The organism is Actinomadura bangladeshensis, assembly GCF_004348335.1.
In the GTDB taxonomy this organism is placed as follows: domain Bacteria; phylum Actinomycetota; class Actinomycetes; order Streptosporangiales; family Streptosporangiaceae; genus Spirillospora; species Spirillospora bangladeshensis.
Window position 1 is genome coordinate 1 of record NZ_SMJW01000187.1, and the last position, 15,907, is coordinate 15,907.

Here is a 15,907-nt window from a genome sequence, read left to right on the forward strand (position 1 = left end):
GGGGCCGCAGCAGTCGCCGTACGACGCCAACGGCAACGCCGCCCCGCCGTTCGACCAGCTGCCGCCCTACCCGTCCGACCAGTACGCGCAGCAGGACGCGAGCGGGCAGTACCAGCCGATCGACCCCGCGACCGGGCAGCCCTACCCGCAGGACACCGACGAGTCCGGGCAGCCCTACGTGCCGATCGACCCGAACACGGGCCGTCCGCTGGCCCCCGACGCGGGCGCGCCGCAGTTCCCGCCGATGGACCCGAACGCCGGCCCCCAGCCGTTCCCGCCCGCGGACCCGAACGCCGGTGCGCCGCAGTTCCCGCCGATGGACCCGAACGCGGGCGCCCAGCCGTACCCGCCGATGGACCCGAACGCCGGCCGGCCCTACCCTCCGGACGCCAACGGCGCGCCGCCGCAGTTCCCCCCGGCCCCGCCGGCGGACCCGAACGCGGGCCGGCCGTACCCGCAGTACCAGCCGATCGATCCCAACACCGGGCAGCCCTACCCGCAGGACCCGAACGCCGCCGCTCAGCCGTACCAGCAGATCGACCCGAACACCGGGCAGCCGTACGTGCCGATCGACCCGAACACCGGGCAGCCCTACCAGGGGTACGGCTACCCGGCCGGGGGCCCGCACGGCCAGATGGCCCCGCAGGGGCAGCCCGCCCCGCCGCAGGAGCCGCAGAACACCGACAGCCTCAGCTCCGAGAACCTCCTGGGCGAGCGGCGCATAGCGCCGTCGTCGGGGTGGCGCCGCGCCATCTACAAGGCGACCGCCGGCAACGTCCACCCGGGCGAGTCGCAGGGCGAGCTGCGCCGCAAGGACCTGATCGGCCGCGCCCGCACGCCCGTCGCGGGCGGCCACCACCGGGTCGCGGTCATGTCGCTGAAGGGCGGCGTCGGCAAGACGACCACCACGACCGGCCTCGGCTCGATGCTCGGCTCCTTCCGCGGCGACCGGGTCATCGCGGTCGACGCCAACCCCGACCGCGGGACGCTGTCGGACAAGGTGCGGCTGGAGACGGCCGCCACCGTCCGCGACCTGCTCAACAACCGCGACCAGATCCACCGGTACGCGGACGTGCGCGCGTTCACCTCGCAGAACGAGGCGCGGCTGGAGATCCTCGCGTCCGACCGCGACCCGGCGGTCAGCGAGGCGTTCTCCGCCGAGGACTACGCCGCGGTCGCCGTCGTCCTGGAGCAGTACTACTCGGTCTGCATCACCGACTGCGGCACCGGCCTGCTGCACTCGGCGATGGCGGGGGTGCTGAGCCTCGCCGACCAGCTCGTCCTGGTCAGCTCCCCGTCGGTGGACGGCGCCCGCTCCGCGAGCGCGACCCTGGACTGGCTGGAGGCGCACGACCACGGCCACCTCGTCCGCAACGGCGTCGTCGTCCTGTCGATGGTCCGCAACCGCACCCGCAGCCAGGTCGACCTCGACAAGCTCCAGGCGCACTTCGAAAGCCGCTGCCGCGCCGTCGTCCGCATCCCCTACGACGACCACCTGGAGGAGGGCGCCGAGGTCGAGCTGGAGCAGCTCGCCCCCGCGACCCGCGAGGCGTACCTCACCCTGGCCGCCGTGGTCGGCGACGGCTTCGCCTTCCAACGCCCCCAATAGCCGGCGGGCCGTCGTCCAGCCCGGCGCGCGAGGCCGATAGCGGCCGTTACGGTGTGAGTCCTTTTCCCGTGTCCGGCCGTCCAAGGGGTGGCAGAGTGTCGCCCGTGAGCGTGCGCGGCCGGGGGAATGCGGATGGACGACGGTGAGCTGGCGGACGAGCAGCTGAAGCTCGCCCCGTGGACCGATCCGTCGGTCCGCGGCCGGGCCGATCTCGCCGCCGCCGCCTGTGACGCGGAGTCCGCCTACAGCCGGGACAACGGAGAGGTCTTCCTGCTGGCCAACCGGCTGAAGGCCCGGTTCGAGCGGGATCCGGCGCTCCAGCGCATCTTGATCCGCTGCGATGGGGAACCGGTGGCGGTCGCCGTCCGGGAGAAGTGCGTCACCGACTCCGGGACCGCCGGAGCCTCCGCCGGGGACCTCGGGTCGGCGGAGCGCGCCGGGCTGCCCGGCCGCTCCACCCGCTACGCGCTGCTGCGCTTCGAGTGCGGGCGGGCCGGCTGCCCGGAGAGCGCGTACCGGCTCTACTACGACGACCGCTCCCTGCCGGTGTGCGGCGCGGCGGGCCACGGGCCGATGGAGTCCGTCGAGGTCGTCCGGTGAAGCTGGACGCGGTCGCCAAGGCATCGTCCGAGGCGGGGTTCGGACGGCGCTTCTTCCTGATCGGCTACTTCCCCGTCTACGCGGCGGCGCTGTGGCTGCTGCTCCTGGTCTGGGCGGGGGCGTGGGGGCCGCTGCGGTTCGCGGACGCGTGGAAGACCGCGTCCGGGCTCGGCCTCGGCGAGGTCCTCCTGCTGATCCTCGCGCTGACCGTGGTCGCGGTCGTGCTCCAGCCGTTCCAGCTCGCGATGATGCGCATGCTGGAGGGCGCCGGGCCGGCCTGGCCCGGACGGGGCAGGCTGCTGAGGGGGCAGCAGGCCCGCAAGAACGAACTCATGGCCAGGGCGGTGGTGTCCGGCCCCGGGCTGACTCCCGCGCAGCTCCAAGAGGCCGGCGAGAGCGGCCATGAGCTGCGGCGCCGCTTTCCCCGGCCGGCGCATCTCCTCCGCGCGACCGCCCTCGGCAACGTGCTGACCGCCATGGAGGACGGTGCCGGACGGGCCTACGGCATCGACCCGGTGGTCGCGTGGCCGCGGCTGTACCCGCTGCTGGGCGAGCGGGTCCGCGAACTCGTCGACGACCGCCGCGACAGCCTCGACCTGGCGGGCCGGATGGCGGTGACCATGGCCCTCACCGCCGTCGCGACCGGTGCGCTGCTGTCGGGGTCGGGCCCGTGGTGGTCACTGACGCTGATCCCGGTGGTGCTGGCGTGGACGTCCTACCGCGGCGCCGTGCACGCCGCGCTGGCGTACGCCGAGAGCGTCACGGTGGCGTTCGACCTGCACCGCGCGGAGCTGTTCGGCGCTCTGCGCGTGGACCTCCCGACCACCCACGAGGCGGAGCGGGAGCTGAATGAAGCGTGGTGCGACCACTGGCGGCAGGGCGTTCCACTGCGCGACGCCCTGCCCTTCGCAGGCAACCCGAACGAGAGCTACCTCGTGCATAAGGAACAGAAGTGAACGCCCTGGATCCCGCGTCCATCGTCCTGCCGTACTCGATGATCGTGGGGCAGGAGGAGCTGAGGTCGGCCCTGGAGATCGCCTATGTCGCCGACTCGGTCGGCGGCGTCCTCGCGACCGGGCAGCGCGGCACCGCCAAGACCACCACGGTCCGCGCGTTCACCTTCATGCTGACCGAGAAGCTGCCGGTCACGCTGCCGATCGGCGCGACCGACGACCGGGTGCTCGGCGGCTGGGACGTCGACAAGCTCATGCGGGGGACGGCGAAGCCGCGCAAGGGGCTGCTGCTGGAGGCGGCGACGTCCGAGGCCGGGATCCTCTACATCGACGAGGTCAACCTGCTCGACGACTACCTGGTGAACATCATCCTGGACGTGGTCTCCACCGGCATCCTCAACGTGCACCGCGACAACCTCGCGCTGGAACCGCAGGAGGCGAGGTTCACGCTGGTCGGCACCATGAACCCGGACGAGGGCAGCCTGCGCCCGCAGCTCCTCGACCGGTTCGGGCTGGTCGCCGAGGTGCGGCCGGAGAACGACGCCGAGCGCCGCGCCGCGATCATGGAGGCGGTACTGGCCTTCCAGGACGACCCGGGCTCGCCGAAGGTCCGCGAGGCCAGGGAGCGGGACGCGAGGCTGAGGAGGCTGCTGGAGGCGGCGAAGGGCCGGGTCGGCGAGATCACGTTCGCCCCGGGGGTGCTCAAGGCCTGCGCCGGGCTGGCCAAGGCGTTCGGGCTGGCCGGGCACCGCGGCGAACTCGTCCTCGCCCGCGCCGCCCGCGCCCGCGCGGCGATCACCGGGGCGAAGGTGGTCACCACCGAGCATGTCGGATTCGTCGCCCGCCCCGCGCTGGTGCACCGCAGGATGAGCGACGACTCCGGCCGGCTTCCGCCATGGCGCCGCGAGGACGACGCACGGGTCGCGGAGGAGTTGCGCAAAGCGTGAGGCCGGCCACGCTCGACCAGGTGCGGACGCTGCTGGGCTGCCTGGCGGCGGAGCCCCGGCTGGGCGGCGTGCTGTTCTACGACCTGGACCCGTCGCTGCTGCCGCCGCTGGCGCGGCGGCTCGCCGAGACGCTGCCGGGGCCTCCCGCGACCGTGGTGCTCGGCCCCGGGTCCGGCGACGCGGGGCTGTGGGTCCGGACCCGGCTCGCGGAGGGCGCGGACGGGCCGGTGCTGCGCATGGAACCCGGCCCGCTGGCGGCCGAGCACGGCGCGGTGGTGATCGTCCCGGGGCTGGGCCAGGCCGACCCGGTGGCGGCGCGGACCATCGTGACGATGGCGGGCGCGGACACGGCCGCGGTGGAGATGCAGGGTTTCAGCCGGCGCTGGGCGCCGCGGACCTGGTGGCTCGCGACGGCGCGCCGCGCCGAGGTCGCGCACCTGTCGGCGCACCTGCTGGACCGGTTCCCGATCCGGGTCGACGCCGCCGGGCTGCACGCCGAGTGGGCGCCCGCGGCCGACGCGGCGGCGTGGCCGACCCTCGCCGCGCAGGAGGCGGGACTGCTGCGGGCACTGCCGCCGCTGGAGCCGGAACCCGCGCCCGCGCCCGCGCTGACCCGCGACGCCCTGCGGCGCGTCGTGGCGCTCGTGCGGCCGGGCCCCAGCCGGCGCCGCGACCTGGCGCTGGCCCGGATCGCCCGGATGGTCGCGGGGCTGGCGGGGGCCGGCGCCGCGGGACCGGCGCACGTCGATGAGGCGGCGGCACTGCTCGGCATCGTCGCGGCGCCCCCGGATCCCGCGGCGGCGGCGGTTGCGGAACCGCCGCCGCGGCGGCCGGGGCCCGCCCCGCCGCCGGCCCGGCCCCGGCCGCCGCGCGCGGGCGGGCGGCCGGCGCCGCCGGGACCGGGCGCGCCGGAGGCGGCCGGGCGGAGCGGGGACCCCGTCCCACTGCCGGGCGCCGCCCCCGACCCCTGGCCGTATCCGGAGGACGATCCGGCGGCCCTGCCCCGGCTCGGCGCGCTGCGGATCCCGGCCGGCCGCCGGACCCGCGCCGGACGGCTGCGCGGCCGTCCCCTCGGCGTGCGGCCCGCGCCGGACCTGCGCGACATCGCGGTCGTGGCGACCGTGGTGGAGGCGGTGAAGTTCCAGCGGGTCCGGCGGGCCCACCGCCCCGACGCGGGCCCCGGCCTGCTGATCAGTCCGGCGGACCTGCGGCGTCCGCGCCGGCAGCCGGAACCGGGCGCCGCGCTCGTCCTGGTCCTGGACCACTCCTGCTGGCGGGACTTCGACCGCGCCCCGGGCCTCGCCGCGTTCCTGCGCGACGCCCACCGCGACGACGCCTCGCTGTCGGTGATCGAACTCGGGCACGAGGACAACCCGGCGGAGCTGTCCGCCGTCCGCTACCGGGCCCGCACGCTGCTGGACCCCCGCGTGGCGGCCTCGCTGCGGCGGGCGCCGGGCCGCGCGACGCCGCTCGCGCACGGCCTGGAGCTGGCGGTGGCGGAACTGCGCCGGCTGCTGCGGCGCGGCCCCACGCCCGTCTCGCTGGTAGTCGCGACGGACGGCCGCGGCAACGTGCCGCTCGACGACAGCCAGCTCGGCGAGGTCCGCGACCCCGTCCGGGACCGGGGCGTGCGGGACGCGCTCGCCGCGGCGGCGCCGCTGCGCACCCTGCCGGGCGTCCGGACCGTGGTCCTCGCGCCGGACTCCGGCCTGTACGGCGGGCTGCCGTTCGATCTCGCGGACGCCATGGGCGGCTCGGTGCTGCTCGCGCCGCGCCGGGGCGGTGGGCGCCGATGACGATGCGCGGCCACATCGAGGCCGACGGCGGCCGGCCGCCGGAGACCGCCGTCCGTCCCGAGTCCGCGGTGGACCGGGCCGAGAACGTGCTCGGCGAACTGGTCGGGGACTTCGGGCCCAACCGGGTCAAGCTCGCCGGCGAGTGGTCCCCGGACACCGCGATGCTCTGCGTCAAGGCGTACCGGGAGCAGACGCGCGGTTTCGAGCTCTGCTTCCACTACCGGGGCAAGTTGTGGACCGCCAATGGGGACGCGGACCCGGAGTGCCGGCAGGCCCCCCTGGAACTGGTGCTGGGCCGTCTGCGCGGCGACGCCTCCGACGAGACGTGGGAGGAGCTGTTCCATACCCTGAAGGAGTGGTGCGGCTACCAGCGCGCCTTGAACGGCTGGCTCGAAGACCTGTTGAAGAACGAGAACGCGAAGCTCATCGTGTTCGATGTGACGGGTTTCGAGTTTCCGTGGGAGCTGTTCCACCACTGGCCGACCGACGGGCGTCCCGGGCCCGCCGGGTGGATCGGCACGATGATCCCCGTCACCCGCTGGACGAGCGTCCCCTACAGAAGGGAGAAGTGGGAGTTCGCCGGGGTGCCGTGGCAGGCGGAGGGCGGCCTCCTGATGATGGAGGATGCCGGGCTGCGCCTCAACGGCACCGGGGACGCCTACGGCAAGTACGAGGTCGCCGACCGCGAACCGACGCTCGTGGGGCTCATCCGGCGCCTGGAGATGGACGACGGCCCGCACTTCGCCCTCCTCGTGATCCGCTGCCATGGGGAGCGCACGAAGTACAACCGCCTCATGCTGAACGGCGTCCTTCTCGAAAGGCTCGTGGAGAACGAGTTGCGCGTGCTTCGCCGGAACTCGGCGGTCGTGCTGCTCAACGCCTGCGGCAGCGGCCGTCCGGCCGAGGGTGAAGGCGGCTTCTGGCCCCCGACGCGCAGTTTCGTCGAGAAGTTCCTCAGCCAGGGGGCGAGCGGCGTCATCGCGACCACGGGAGAGATCGGCCGCGACTACTCCCACGTCTTCGGGAGCGATTTCGTGGAGAAGGCGGGGAAGGACGTCCTGAACCCGGCGGAGTACCTCCGCGACCATCGGCGGGCCATCGCGCAGCACATCGGGCGCCCGCCGGGCGAGTCCGGCGGGCCCGACGCGGCCGACTACAGGACGTTCTTCTGGAGCTTCATGTACGTCTACTTCGGGCACCCGGACACCACTCTTCACCTGTCCCCGAAGGACGCGTGATGTCCGACCCCGAGGAGATCCTGCTGCGGCCCGTCGTGCGATGGCCGGAGCGCGTCGAACCCGGAGGAAGCTACCGCGTCACCGTGGACCTGGAGACCGGCGGGCCGCTCGACTCCTGGCGGTACCCCCAGGAGGAGTACGCGGTCGGCTGCGTGCTGGACGGCGGTACGGGCTTCGCCGTGGAGTCGGCCGGTGACACCACCCTCGTCGTGCATCGCTTCGGCGGGACGTACGGCCCCGTGTCCTTCGTCGCGCGGGCACTGGACGCCCCGGGGGACGAGCTCCGGCTCACCCTGCTCACGCAGGGCGGTGTGCCGTTCCAGACCATCCCGCTGAACGTGCGGCGTCCCGTCCCGGCCACCACGGGGATGCTCTGGACGGACGAGGACGCCGAGCACCGGCGGCCCTACTTCCTCGTCCCCTATCCGCCCGAGCGCCCCGAGCCACTGGACGTCTCGAGCATGGCGCCCAGCCGGGTCCTCACGGTGGCCGCCCAGTCCGTCTCGTTCACCGGGCGGGTGATGGAACTGCACTCGCTGCGGAAGTGGCTGGTCGGCGACGGCACCCGCGCGATGCTCATGCACGGGCCGGGCGGGCAGGGCAAGACGAGGCTCGCCGCGGCGTTCGCGCGCGTGAGCCGTGAGGAGGGCTGGCAGGTCCGCGCGGCGCGTCCGGCCCGGGAGTGGGATTCGCGGAGTCGCACCGAGCCGGTGGGCATGCCGGTGGAAGACGGGGCGTCAGGGCTGCTCCTCATCGTGGACGACGCCGAGACATGGCAGGTCGAGGATCTGCTGGAGATGCTCGCCGACATCGGGGAAGGCGAACGGCGGCCGGTACGCGTCCTGTTCCTCGCTCGGCCGGCGGGTGCCTGGTGGCGGGCACTGGCCAGCCGCCTCGGGCGTGAGCGGATCAGAACCTCCGCCATGGAGCTGGGGCCGTTGCTGGACGACCTCGATCTTCGGCGTGAGGGGTTCCAAGCGGCGGCCGAATGGTTCGCGAACCTCTACGGGGTACCGTACGACTCGGCCGCGTCGGTCGTCTCGAGCGGGCTCGACATCGATTTCGAACAGGTCCTGGTCGTCCAGATGGCGGCCTTATGCGCGGTGCTCGGCGGCGATCCCTTCGAACGGGGGGACCGGCGACCGGCGATCGCGTCCACGCTGCTGTCCGAGGAAGAGGCGTTCTGGAGGCGTGCACAGCGGGAGGGCGGCATCACCGTCCAGCCCAAGGTCATGGCCCGTGCCGTCTGCGTCGCCTCGCTGGCCGGTCCCCTGAGCAGGGACGAGGGGCTGGACCTGCTGCGGGAACTGGGCTTCGAAGACCCCGAGGGGGTGGCGCGCGACCATGCCCGCTGCTATCCGCCCGCCGCCGGCGGCACGGTCCTGCAGCCGATCTCCCCCGATCGGCTGGCGGAAGACTACCTCGCCCTCACGTTCCGCGGCGATGCATGGACTCTCGGTGCGTTGCCGGCCCTGCTCGCCGGCCCGGCCGGGCCCGCCGCCATGGGGACGCTCGTGGAGACCGCGCGCCGGTGGCCGCACATGGCGAGACGGCTGAACGAAGCCCTGCGGGAGGACCCCGGCCCGGCGGTCCAGGCGGGTGGAGCGGTGCTGCTCCGTCTCGCGGAGATGCCGGACGCGGACCCGGACGTCCTGGAGGACGTCGAGGAGCGGCTCCCCCGAACGGGCCGCATCGACCTCGCCATCGCCGCCGCCGTGCTGGCCGAGCGGCTCATCCGGCCCCGGCTCGCCGCCGCGGCGCGCGACCCCGCCCGGCAGGCCGAACTCTACGAGCGGCTCGCCGTGCGGCGCACGAACGTCGGCATGTACGAGGAGGCGGAGGAGGCCGCCGCGTCGGCGGTCGCGATCCACCGGGTCCTTTCGGCCGCGAGCCGGGACGACGCCGCCGTGAACAGGCTGGGGCGGGCGCTCAACGTCCAGTCCGCCAATCTGGGCCGGATGGGCCGGCACGAGGAGAGCCTGGAGCAGCTCACCGAGAGTGTCGCGGTCATGCGCCGGCTCGCGGCCGACCACCCCGAGGCGTTCGAAGCCCAGCTCGCCGCCAGCCTGAACGCCCAGGCGCTCGCGCTGGCCGAACTCGGCAGGCGCAGGCCCAGTCTCGAAGCCGTCCAGGAAGCCGTCGAGATCTACCGCCGCCGGCCGGACACCGACCGGGCCGATCTGGCGTCCGCCCTGAACAACCTCTCCGCGCGGCTCGCGGCGGTCGGGCGGCGCGAGGACGCACTGGAGGCGATAGCGAAGGCCGTGGCGATCCACCGGGACATGGAGGCGAACGACCCCGGCAAGCACCTTCCCGCGATGGCCGCGAACCTGCACAACTACTCGCTGCGGTCGGCGGCACTGGGCCGGCTGGAGGGGAGTGTCGAGGCGGCGGCGGAGGCCGTGCGGATCCGGCGCGAGTTGGCCGCCGCCGTCCCCGACGCGTACGAGGCCGGCCTCGCGGGGGCGCTCGCCAACCTGGCGGTCCGGCTGGAGGAGCAGGGGCGCCTGGAGGAGGCGATGAGCGCGAGCGAGGAGGCCATCGCCATCTACCGGACGTTGACGGGCCGGCGGCCCGAGAGCCACCGCCCCGACCTGGCCGCCGCGCTGAACAACTACTCGGTGCAACTCGGAGCGATGGGGCGCGTGCGCGATTCGCTGGCCGTCGTCGAGGAGGCCGTCGTGTCCTACCGGCTCCTGGCGGCTGAGCGGCCCGGCGTGTACGGCCCCGCTCTGGCGGCGGCGCTGAACAACCACTCCGTCCGGCTGGGGGAACTGGGCGAGCCGGAGGCGGGCCTGAACTCGATCAGGGAGGCCGTCGCCATCCGCCGCGGGCTCGCCGAGAGCGACCCGGCGATGTTCAAGGCGGACCTCGCCGCCTCACTCGCGAACCTGGGGAACCGGCTCGGTGAACTGGGCCGGTCCGAAGAGTGGCTCCTCGCCGCGGGCGAGGCTGTGACGATCTATCGCGAGCTGGCGGCGGACCATCCCGCGGCCTTCCGGCCCCCGCTGGCGACGTGTCTGGACAACCTGGCGGCCGCTTTGAAGAGCGTGGGCAGCCTGGACGAGGCATTGGAGTCCTCCAACGAGGCAATAGCGGTGTACAGGCGGTTGGCCGCGGAGCGGCCGGCCGCCTTCCTGGCGGGCCTCGCGCGCAATCTGAACAATCACTCGGTGCTTCTGGGACGGGTCGGCAGGAACGATGAGGCGGTGCGGGCGGCTCGAAAGTCCGTCGACACCCATCGGCAGCTGGCGCACGAACGGCCCGGCGTGTACACCGGCCTTCTCGGCACAAGCCTGGTCAACCTCTCGCGGGTGCTGAACTCCGTCGGGTCAATGGACGAGGCATGGGCCAGCGCTCAAGAAGCCGTCGGCATCTTCCGTGCACTGACCTTCGACAACCCTCGGGACAATGCCGACCTGGCGGCGGCGCTGACGAATCTCTCCGTCAGCCTGGGCGAGCTGGGCCACTACAGGGAGGGCATCGATGCCGCGCAAGAGGCCGTGGCCATCTATGAGGAGTCCGTCGGACGGCATGGCGGCCTCCGGCCCGCACTCGCCAATTCCCTCATGCTGCTCTCCCTCCAACTGCATGCCGATCACCGCTTCGATGAGGCGTTGGAGAGCAGCGGCAGAGCCATCGCGATAGGTCGGGAGCTCGCGGCGCAGAACCCTCTCGTCCTGCCGTCCATGGTGAGGATGCTCAGAGATGCCGCCATCCAGTTCGATGCCGCCGGCCGACGAGCGGACGCACTGGACGCCGTGAACGAGGCGATGCGCATCCAAGCCGACCTTGTCGCCGACGGGGGCAGGGCGGATGATGACGAAACCCGGGCCCTGCGGCAGCTGCGTGATTCGCTCGCCGGGTCGTACCGTGGGGTCGAGGACGAGAGCGGGAGCTGACGGTGGAGCCACTGGTCGCGGCGCTGGCGAGGTCCCTGGTGACCGCCATGTTGACGGACGTCTGGCACCAGATCCTGTACGCCTTGACGGAAGCCCTGCGCGACGCCGGCTCGCAGGACGCCGACGAACTGCCCGATGATCTGCGCGAGGCGCGGGCGATCCTGATCGAGACCCGTAAGGAAAGGGGCCCGGACGCGGCGGAGCGAAGCGCCGCGTTCCTGGGGTCCCGGCTGTCCGCGCGCATGGCGGAGCACCCGGACCTCGCGCGGGTCCTGGCCCGGTTCCGGGACGAGGAGTTGGCCCCGCTGCTGCGGTCCGAGCAGGCGCACCCGCGGATCACCGTGTATCAGCAGTCCCGGTTCGGCACCTTCACCAGCGGCGGCGTCGTGACCGGCGACGTCGTGCAGAGCATCGACCGCGACCAGGTGCGCGACGCCTGACGCGGCTCAGAAGGCCAGGAACCACACCGCCAGCAGTACCGCCACGACCACCGCCGCCAGGGCGAACACCGCCGCGCCGGAACCGCTCCCGGCGGGCTCGACGGGTGCGGCCGCTCGCGGCTCGACGGGCTCGCCGGGGGCGGCCGCCCGCCACTCGGCGGGCGCGGCGGTGGACTCGTCGTCGGTCGACGAGGGCGCGTACGGAAGCTGCGGCCATGCCGGGAAGGGGAGCGGCGGCGTCACCACGTCCTCGGCCGTGGCCCGCTCGGCCTCGTCCGGCTCCGGAGTCGGCCACGGGGGCTCGGCTCGCGTCGACGGCGGCGGGGACGCGGCCGCGCGCTCGTCCGGGCGGCGCATCCAGGCCGGCAGCCCCGCCACCTTCGGGGCCGGTCCCGCCCCGTCCAGCGGCCGCAGCGGCGGGATCTCCTCGGGAGAGGTCGTGATGTCCCGCAGCAGCTGCTCCGTCTCCTCCCGGACCCACGGGTCCCGGCTGGCCGCCAGCAGGCGGAACGCCTCCGAGGCGTCCGGCGCGGCGAAGTCGCCGTCCCGCAGGATCAGGTACTCGCCGCCGGGCTCGTGCAGCCGTCCCCACAGCCCGGATTCCGCGGCGACGGCGCGGACGCTGAGCCGGATGACCCGGGCGGAGAAGCGGTCCGCGGCCGGCCCGAAGTACCCGCGCCGGTCGCGGTCGGGCGGCTGGTAGTGCGGGATGCCGCACTCGGGCATCCGGAACCCCGCCAGCGCCGGGACGTACATGCCGTCGTAGTCGACGAGCCGGATCCGGTCGCCCGCCACCACGATGATGTTGCCGTGCTGCAGGTCGCCGTGCGCGATGCCGGCCCGTTCCAGCGCGCCCGCGACCTTGGTGAACTCCAGCGCCAGCCGGTGCAGCGCCGCCTCGTCGCCGAGCCGGGCCTCCAACCACGGGATCAGCGACGTCCCGTTCACCCAGGCCATCTTCAGCGTCGGCACCCACCGGTTCTGCGGGAGGTGGAACAGCCCCTCGGGGTCGTAGCCGAAGCCGACCTTCCAGAAGTCGGTGACGCCCTCCAGCGCCGCCCCGATCGCCTCGTACCGGGCGGACAGCTCGGCGGTCGGACGCAGGAAGCACTTGACCGCCCAGCTCCTGCGCCGGTCAGCGGAGGTGACCCGGAAGATGCTGCTGAACCCGCCGCCGTCCATCGGCCGCAGCGGGCCGCCGCCGGGGCGGTCCACGGTGCCGCCCCGCAGCTCCGGGTCGCGCAGGCACCTGCCGGGGTTCTGGAACGACGCGAGGTAGGACGTCGCGGTGAAGGAGTCGCCGGTCATCGCGCTACGCGGGAATCAGCCGGATCACGCTGACGTCGTCGTCGCGCATCGCGCCCGCCCGGCGCCGGTCGCCGACCCACCGGGAGAACTCCGCGGAGTCGGCGGTTCCGGCGTCGACGGCCTCGTCCAATTCCCGCCACGCGCCCGGGTGGTGCTGGTGCCGCCGCAGCACCCATGCCGCGAGGGCGTCGGAGGCGAGGAAGAACCGGTCGCCGGACGCCCACGTCCCCCGGTGCAGGCGGACCCGCCGGTGCAGCGCGTCCCAGTCGGCGTCGGCGCTCGCGACCGTGGCCGGGGCCGCATCGAAGTCGCGCGGATCGTCCAGCGGGAACGCCAGTACCGGACGGCAGTCGCGGTCGACCTGGAAGACGCAGCTGTCGCCGAGCGCCGCGGCGGTCCACACGCCGTTGCCGCGGACCTGCACCGCCAGCACCGTCGCCGCCGACCCCGACCGCAGCTTGCGCTTCTCCCACCACTCCATCCGCCGGTCGGCGCCCTCCTCCCGGACCTGGCCGCGCAGCCGCGGCGCCCACGCGGCGCAGAGCCGCCGCAGGACCTCGGTGAACTCGGCGGCGTCGGTGGTGGCGCGCAGCGGCCCGCGGGTCCCGAACGCGCGGACGATCTCCCGCGCCCAGGGGCCCGGCCGGTAGCTGTCGGCGACCCCGTCGGCGAGCGCCAGTCGCAGTACCGGGCCGTGCGCGGCGGTGGACTCCGGCGGCCAGCAGGCGTCCTCGTTCTCCGCCGCCGCACAGCCGTCCTTGGGCACGGTGAGCACGGCGATCTCACCGCCCCGCCGCCGGGCCGCCGTGGTGCTCATCGCGCCCCGTTCTGGTGGTAGGTCTGCCGGGTCCCGACATCGAGGAACTGCACGATCGAGTCGATGTCGGCGTTGTAGACGAACCCCCGGCTGCCCTGGTGCACGCCGAGGCCGAGCTCCGCGGCGGCGTAGGCGCGCATCCGGTCCGGCAGCGGGCTGGACATCTCGAACAGCCTCCGCCCGTTGCGGGTGAGGTCGTCCGCGGAGGCGGGGAACTGCACCGGGGAGAGCTTCTCCGACGAGATGTGCAGGTTGAACAAGAGCGCGGGGCCATCGTGGGTGGTGAGCGACCGGATCCGCTGCCCGGCGGGGGACGGGTCACCGTCCGTGGCCTCACCGTCGGTCATGTTGAGCACGATCGGCGGATAGCTCCGCGGGTTCTCGTCCACCCACGACTTCAGCAGGTCGTGGGCCTGGTTCAGCGCGCCCGTCATCGGGGTCATGCCGTCGGAGGCCGCGTCCACCCACACGGGGATCTCGTTGTCGTACTCGTAGTAGCCGCCCGCGTTGTCGGACCTGCGGATCCGCCGGCTCTCCATCCTGATCGGGTTGTGCGCCAGCTCGCTCACCGTGACCAGTTGCGCGCCGGCCAGCGTGCCGCCGAGGGCGGGACCCACCGTCCGGCCGTAGCTGATCACCCCGATCTGGAAGAAGTCGCGGACCTCGCCGTTGCGGACGCACCGGTGGATCAGTTCGTCCAGCAGCCGGTTGAGGGAGCCGGCGACGACGTCCCGCTTGGCCTGGTCGTCGCCGCCGATCTGCCCGCGCATCGAGGTGGACTGGTCGACGAGGAACACCACGCAGGTCGGCGTCGCCCGATTGATCTCGGCTTCGTACATCTCGGCTCCCATTCGATGTCACAGTTCCAGCCGGACGTCGGTCTCGCGCAGCGGCGCGGGGACCCCCCGTCCGGTGCGCATGCCGACCGCGTGCAGGTGACCGTTGGCGGTCCCGGCGTAGACCAGGCCGTCCCCGGCGGCGGGCGCGCAGCGGTCGATCCAGCCGCCGGTGTCGAACCGCCACCGGACGACGCCGGTGGCGCCCTCGATCCGGTACAGGCGGTGGTCCCGGCTGCCGACGTACACGGCGCCGGACATCGCCGTCGCCCCGCCCGTCACCGGGCCGCCCGTGCGCACCCGCCACCGCACCCGGCCCTCCGCCGCGGTGAACGCGTACAGGTACCCGTTGCTGCTGCCGGCGTACACCGCCTCCGCGGTGACGGTGGGGCGGGCGACGACCGCGCCGTCGGTGCCGAACGACCACCGGACGGCACCGGTCACGGCGTCGAGCGAGTAGATCTCGCCTTCCGCGGTGCCGATATAGACGGCCCCGCCCGCCGCGGCGGGATCGCAGCCGCCCGTGTCGCCCACCCGCCACGTCCGGGACTCTCCGGTCGCCCGGTCGACCACGAGGACGCCGTCGGACGTGCCCGCGTACGCCCGGCCGCCGAGCAGCGCGGGCGCGGAGTCCACGATGTCGCCCGCGCCGACGCGGTGCCGGACGCGCAGGTCGTGGTCCAGCACGAGGAGTTCGCCGGTCCCGGTGCCCACGCAGATCGAGTCGGCGTCGACGGCGGGGGTGGAGCCGAGGACGTCCCCGACGTGCCGGCTGTCCAGCGGCGTGCCGTCCGCGGCGTCGAGCGCGCGCAGCATCCCGTCCCGGCCGCCGATGTAGACGGTGCCGTCGTGCACCGCGGGCCCCGACTCGATCATGTCCGGGGTGCCGTGCCGCCAGCGGAGCCGCCCGGTGGCGGCGTCGAGGGCGTAGAGGCCGCCGTCGAGGCTGGTGGCGAGCACCAGGCCGCGGTACAGGACCGGCGGCGCGCCGATCATGCCGCCGGCGAGGAAGATCCAGGGCTCGCCGTCCGGGCCGTCCTCCTCGGCGGGCGTGTCGCGCGAGGAGCGGGCGCCCGCCGGGACGTCGTCGGCCAGCGTGATCGGAGGCTCGCGGTGGCCGACGACCCGCCGCGCCCCGGAAACCTCGCGCGCTTCGCCAACCTCGCGTAATGCGCGGACCTCGCGTGGTGCGGAGGCCACGCGTGGTGCGTGGGGCTCGCGTGGTGCACGGGCCTCGTGCGATTCGCCGACCTCGCGTGGTGCGGGGACCTCGCGTAGTGCGCGGACCTCGCGCGATTCGGTGACCTCGCGTGGTGCACGGGCCTCGTGTGGGTCGTGGGGCTCGCGTAGTGCCGGGGCCTCGCGTGGTGTGTGGGGCTCGAATGGTGTGGGGGGCTCGCGCGAGTCGGGGGGCTCGCGTGATTCGGCGGCGTCACGTGGTGCGGGGGTCTTGGGCAGGGC

12 protein-coding genes are annotated in these 15,907 nt (G+C 74.0%); 8 read left to right on the plus strand and 4 right to left on the minus strand.

From position 1 onward, the window contains the following. The 8 genes from E1284_RS28825 to E1284_RS28860 all read left to right on the plus strand — a co-directional run. A partial coding sequence (locus E1284_RS28825; RefSeq protein WP_424923510.1) for a MinD/ParA family ATP-binding protein occupies positions 1 to 1,609 on the plus strand: 1,609 nt, incomplete at its 5' end. A gap of 132 nt (positions 1,610 to 1,741) precedes the next feature. After that, the gene (locus E1284_RS28830; protein ID WP_131943303.1) at positions 1,742 to 2,209 is read left to right on the plus strand and encodes a hypothetical protein; all 468 of its coding nucleotides are present in this window, start codon (positions 1,742 to 1,744) and stop codon (positions 2,207 to 2,209) included. Then, positions 2,206 to 3,165 (plus strand): hypothetical protein, encoded by a 960-nt coding sequence (locus E1284_RS28835; RefSeq protein ID WP_131943304.1) that lies wholly within the window; start codon positions 2,206 to 2,208, stop codon positions 3,163 to 3,165. Before E1284_RS28830 ends, E1284_RS28835 begins: the two co-directional genes overlap by 4 nt. Next, a complete protein-coding gene (locus tag E1284_RS28840; RefSeq protein WP_207924005.1) occupies positions 3,162 to 4,109 on the plus strand; it encodes an AAA family ATPase in 948 nt (315 codons plus the stop codon). The genes E1284_RS28835 and E1284_RS28840 overlap by 4 nt, the downstream gene beginning before the upstream one ends. After that, entirely contained in the window at positions 4,106 to 5,905 is a 1,800-nt protein-coding gene (locus E1284_RS28845; RefSeq protein ID WP_131943305.1) for a hypothetical protein, read from the plus strand. The genes E1284_RS28840 and E1284_RS28845 overlap by 4 nt, the downstream gene beginning before the upstream one ends. Next, positions 5,902 to 7,143 carry a hypothetical protein gene (locus tag E1284_RS28850; RefSeq protein ID WP_131943306.1) on the plus strand — a complete coding sequence of 414 codons (1,242 nt, stop codon included), beginning with the start codon at positions 5,902 to 5,904 and terminating at the stop codon, positions 7,141 to 7,143. Before E1284_RS28845 ends, E1284_RS28850 begins: the two co-directional genes overlap by 4 nt. Next, positions 7,143 to 11,045, plus strand: coding sequence for a tetratricopeptide repeat protein (locus E1284_RS28855; RefSeq protein WP_131943307.1), 3,903 nt, complete (start codon positions 7,143 to 7,145; stop codon positions 11,043 to 11,045). Before E1284_RS28850 ends, E1284_RS28855 begins: the two co-directional genes overlap by 1 nt. 2 nt (positions 11,046 to 11,047) lie before the next feature. Next, on the plus strand, positions 11,048 to 11,485 hold the full coding sequence (locus E1284_RS28860) for a hypothetical protein (protein WP_131943308.1): 438 nt from the start codon (positions 11,048 to 11,050) through the stop codon (positions 11,483 to 11,485). A gap of 6 nt (positions 11,486 to 11,491) precedes the next feature. Here E1284_RS28860 and E1284_RS28865 read toward each other — a convergent pair whose 3' ends face one another. From E1284_RS28865 to E1284_RS28880, 4 genes are read right to left on the minus strand one after another with little or no spacing between them, the layout of a single operon-like run. Next, on the minus strand, positions 11,492 to 12,793 hold the full coding sequence (locus E1284_RS28865; protein WP_131943309.1) for a protein kinase family protein: 1,302 nt from the start codon (positions 12,791 to 12,793) through the stop codon (positions 11,492 to 11,494). 4 nt (positions 12,794 to 12,797) lie between these two features. Continuing rightward, positions 12,798 to 13,610, minus strand: a complete 813-nt coding sequence (locus tag E1284_RS28870) for a protein phosphatase 2C domain-containing protein (protein WP_131943310.1) — start codon at positions 13,608 to 13,610, stop codon at positions 12,798 to 12,800. Next, positions 13,607 to 14,449, minus strand: a complete 843-nt coding sequence (locus tag E1284_RS28875) for a vWA domain-containing protein (RefSeq protein ID WP_131943311.1) — start codon at positions 14,447 to 14,449, stop codon at positions 13,607 to 13,609. Before E1284_RS28875 ends, E1284_RS28870 begins: the two co-directional genes overlap by 4 nt. Before the next feature lie 18 nt (positions 14,450 to 14,467). Beyond that, positions 14,468 to 15,646, minus strand: a complete 1,179-nt coding sequence (locus E1284_RS28880) for an outer membrane protein assembly factor BamB family protein (protein ID WP_131943312.1) — start codon at positions 15,644 to 15,646, stop codon at positions 14,468 to 14,470. Positions 15,647 to 15,907: the final 261 nt, after the last annotated feature.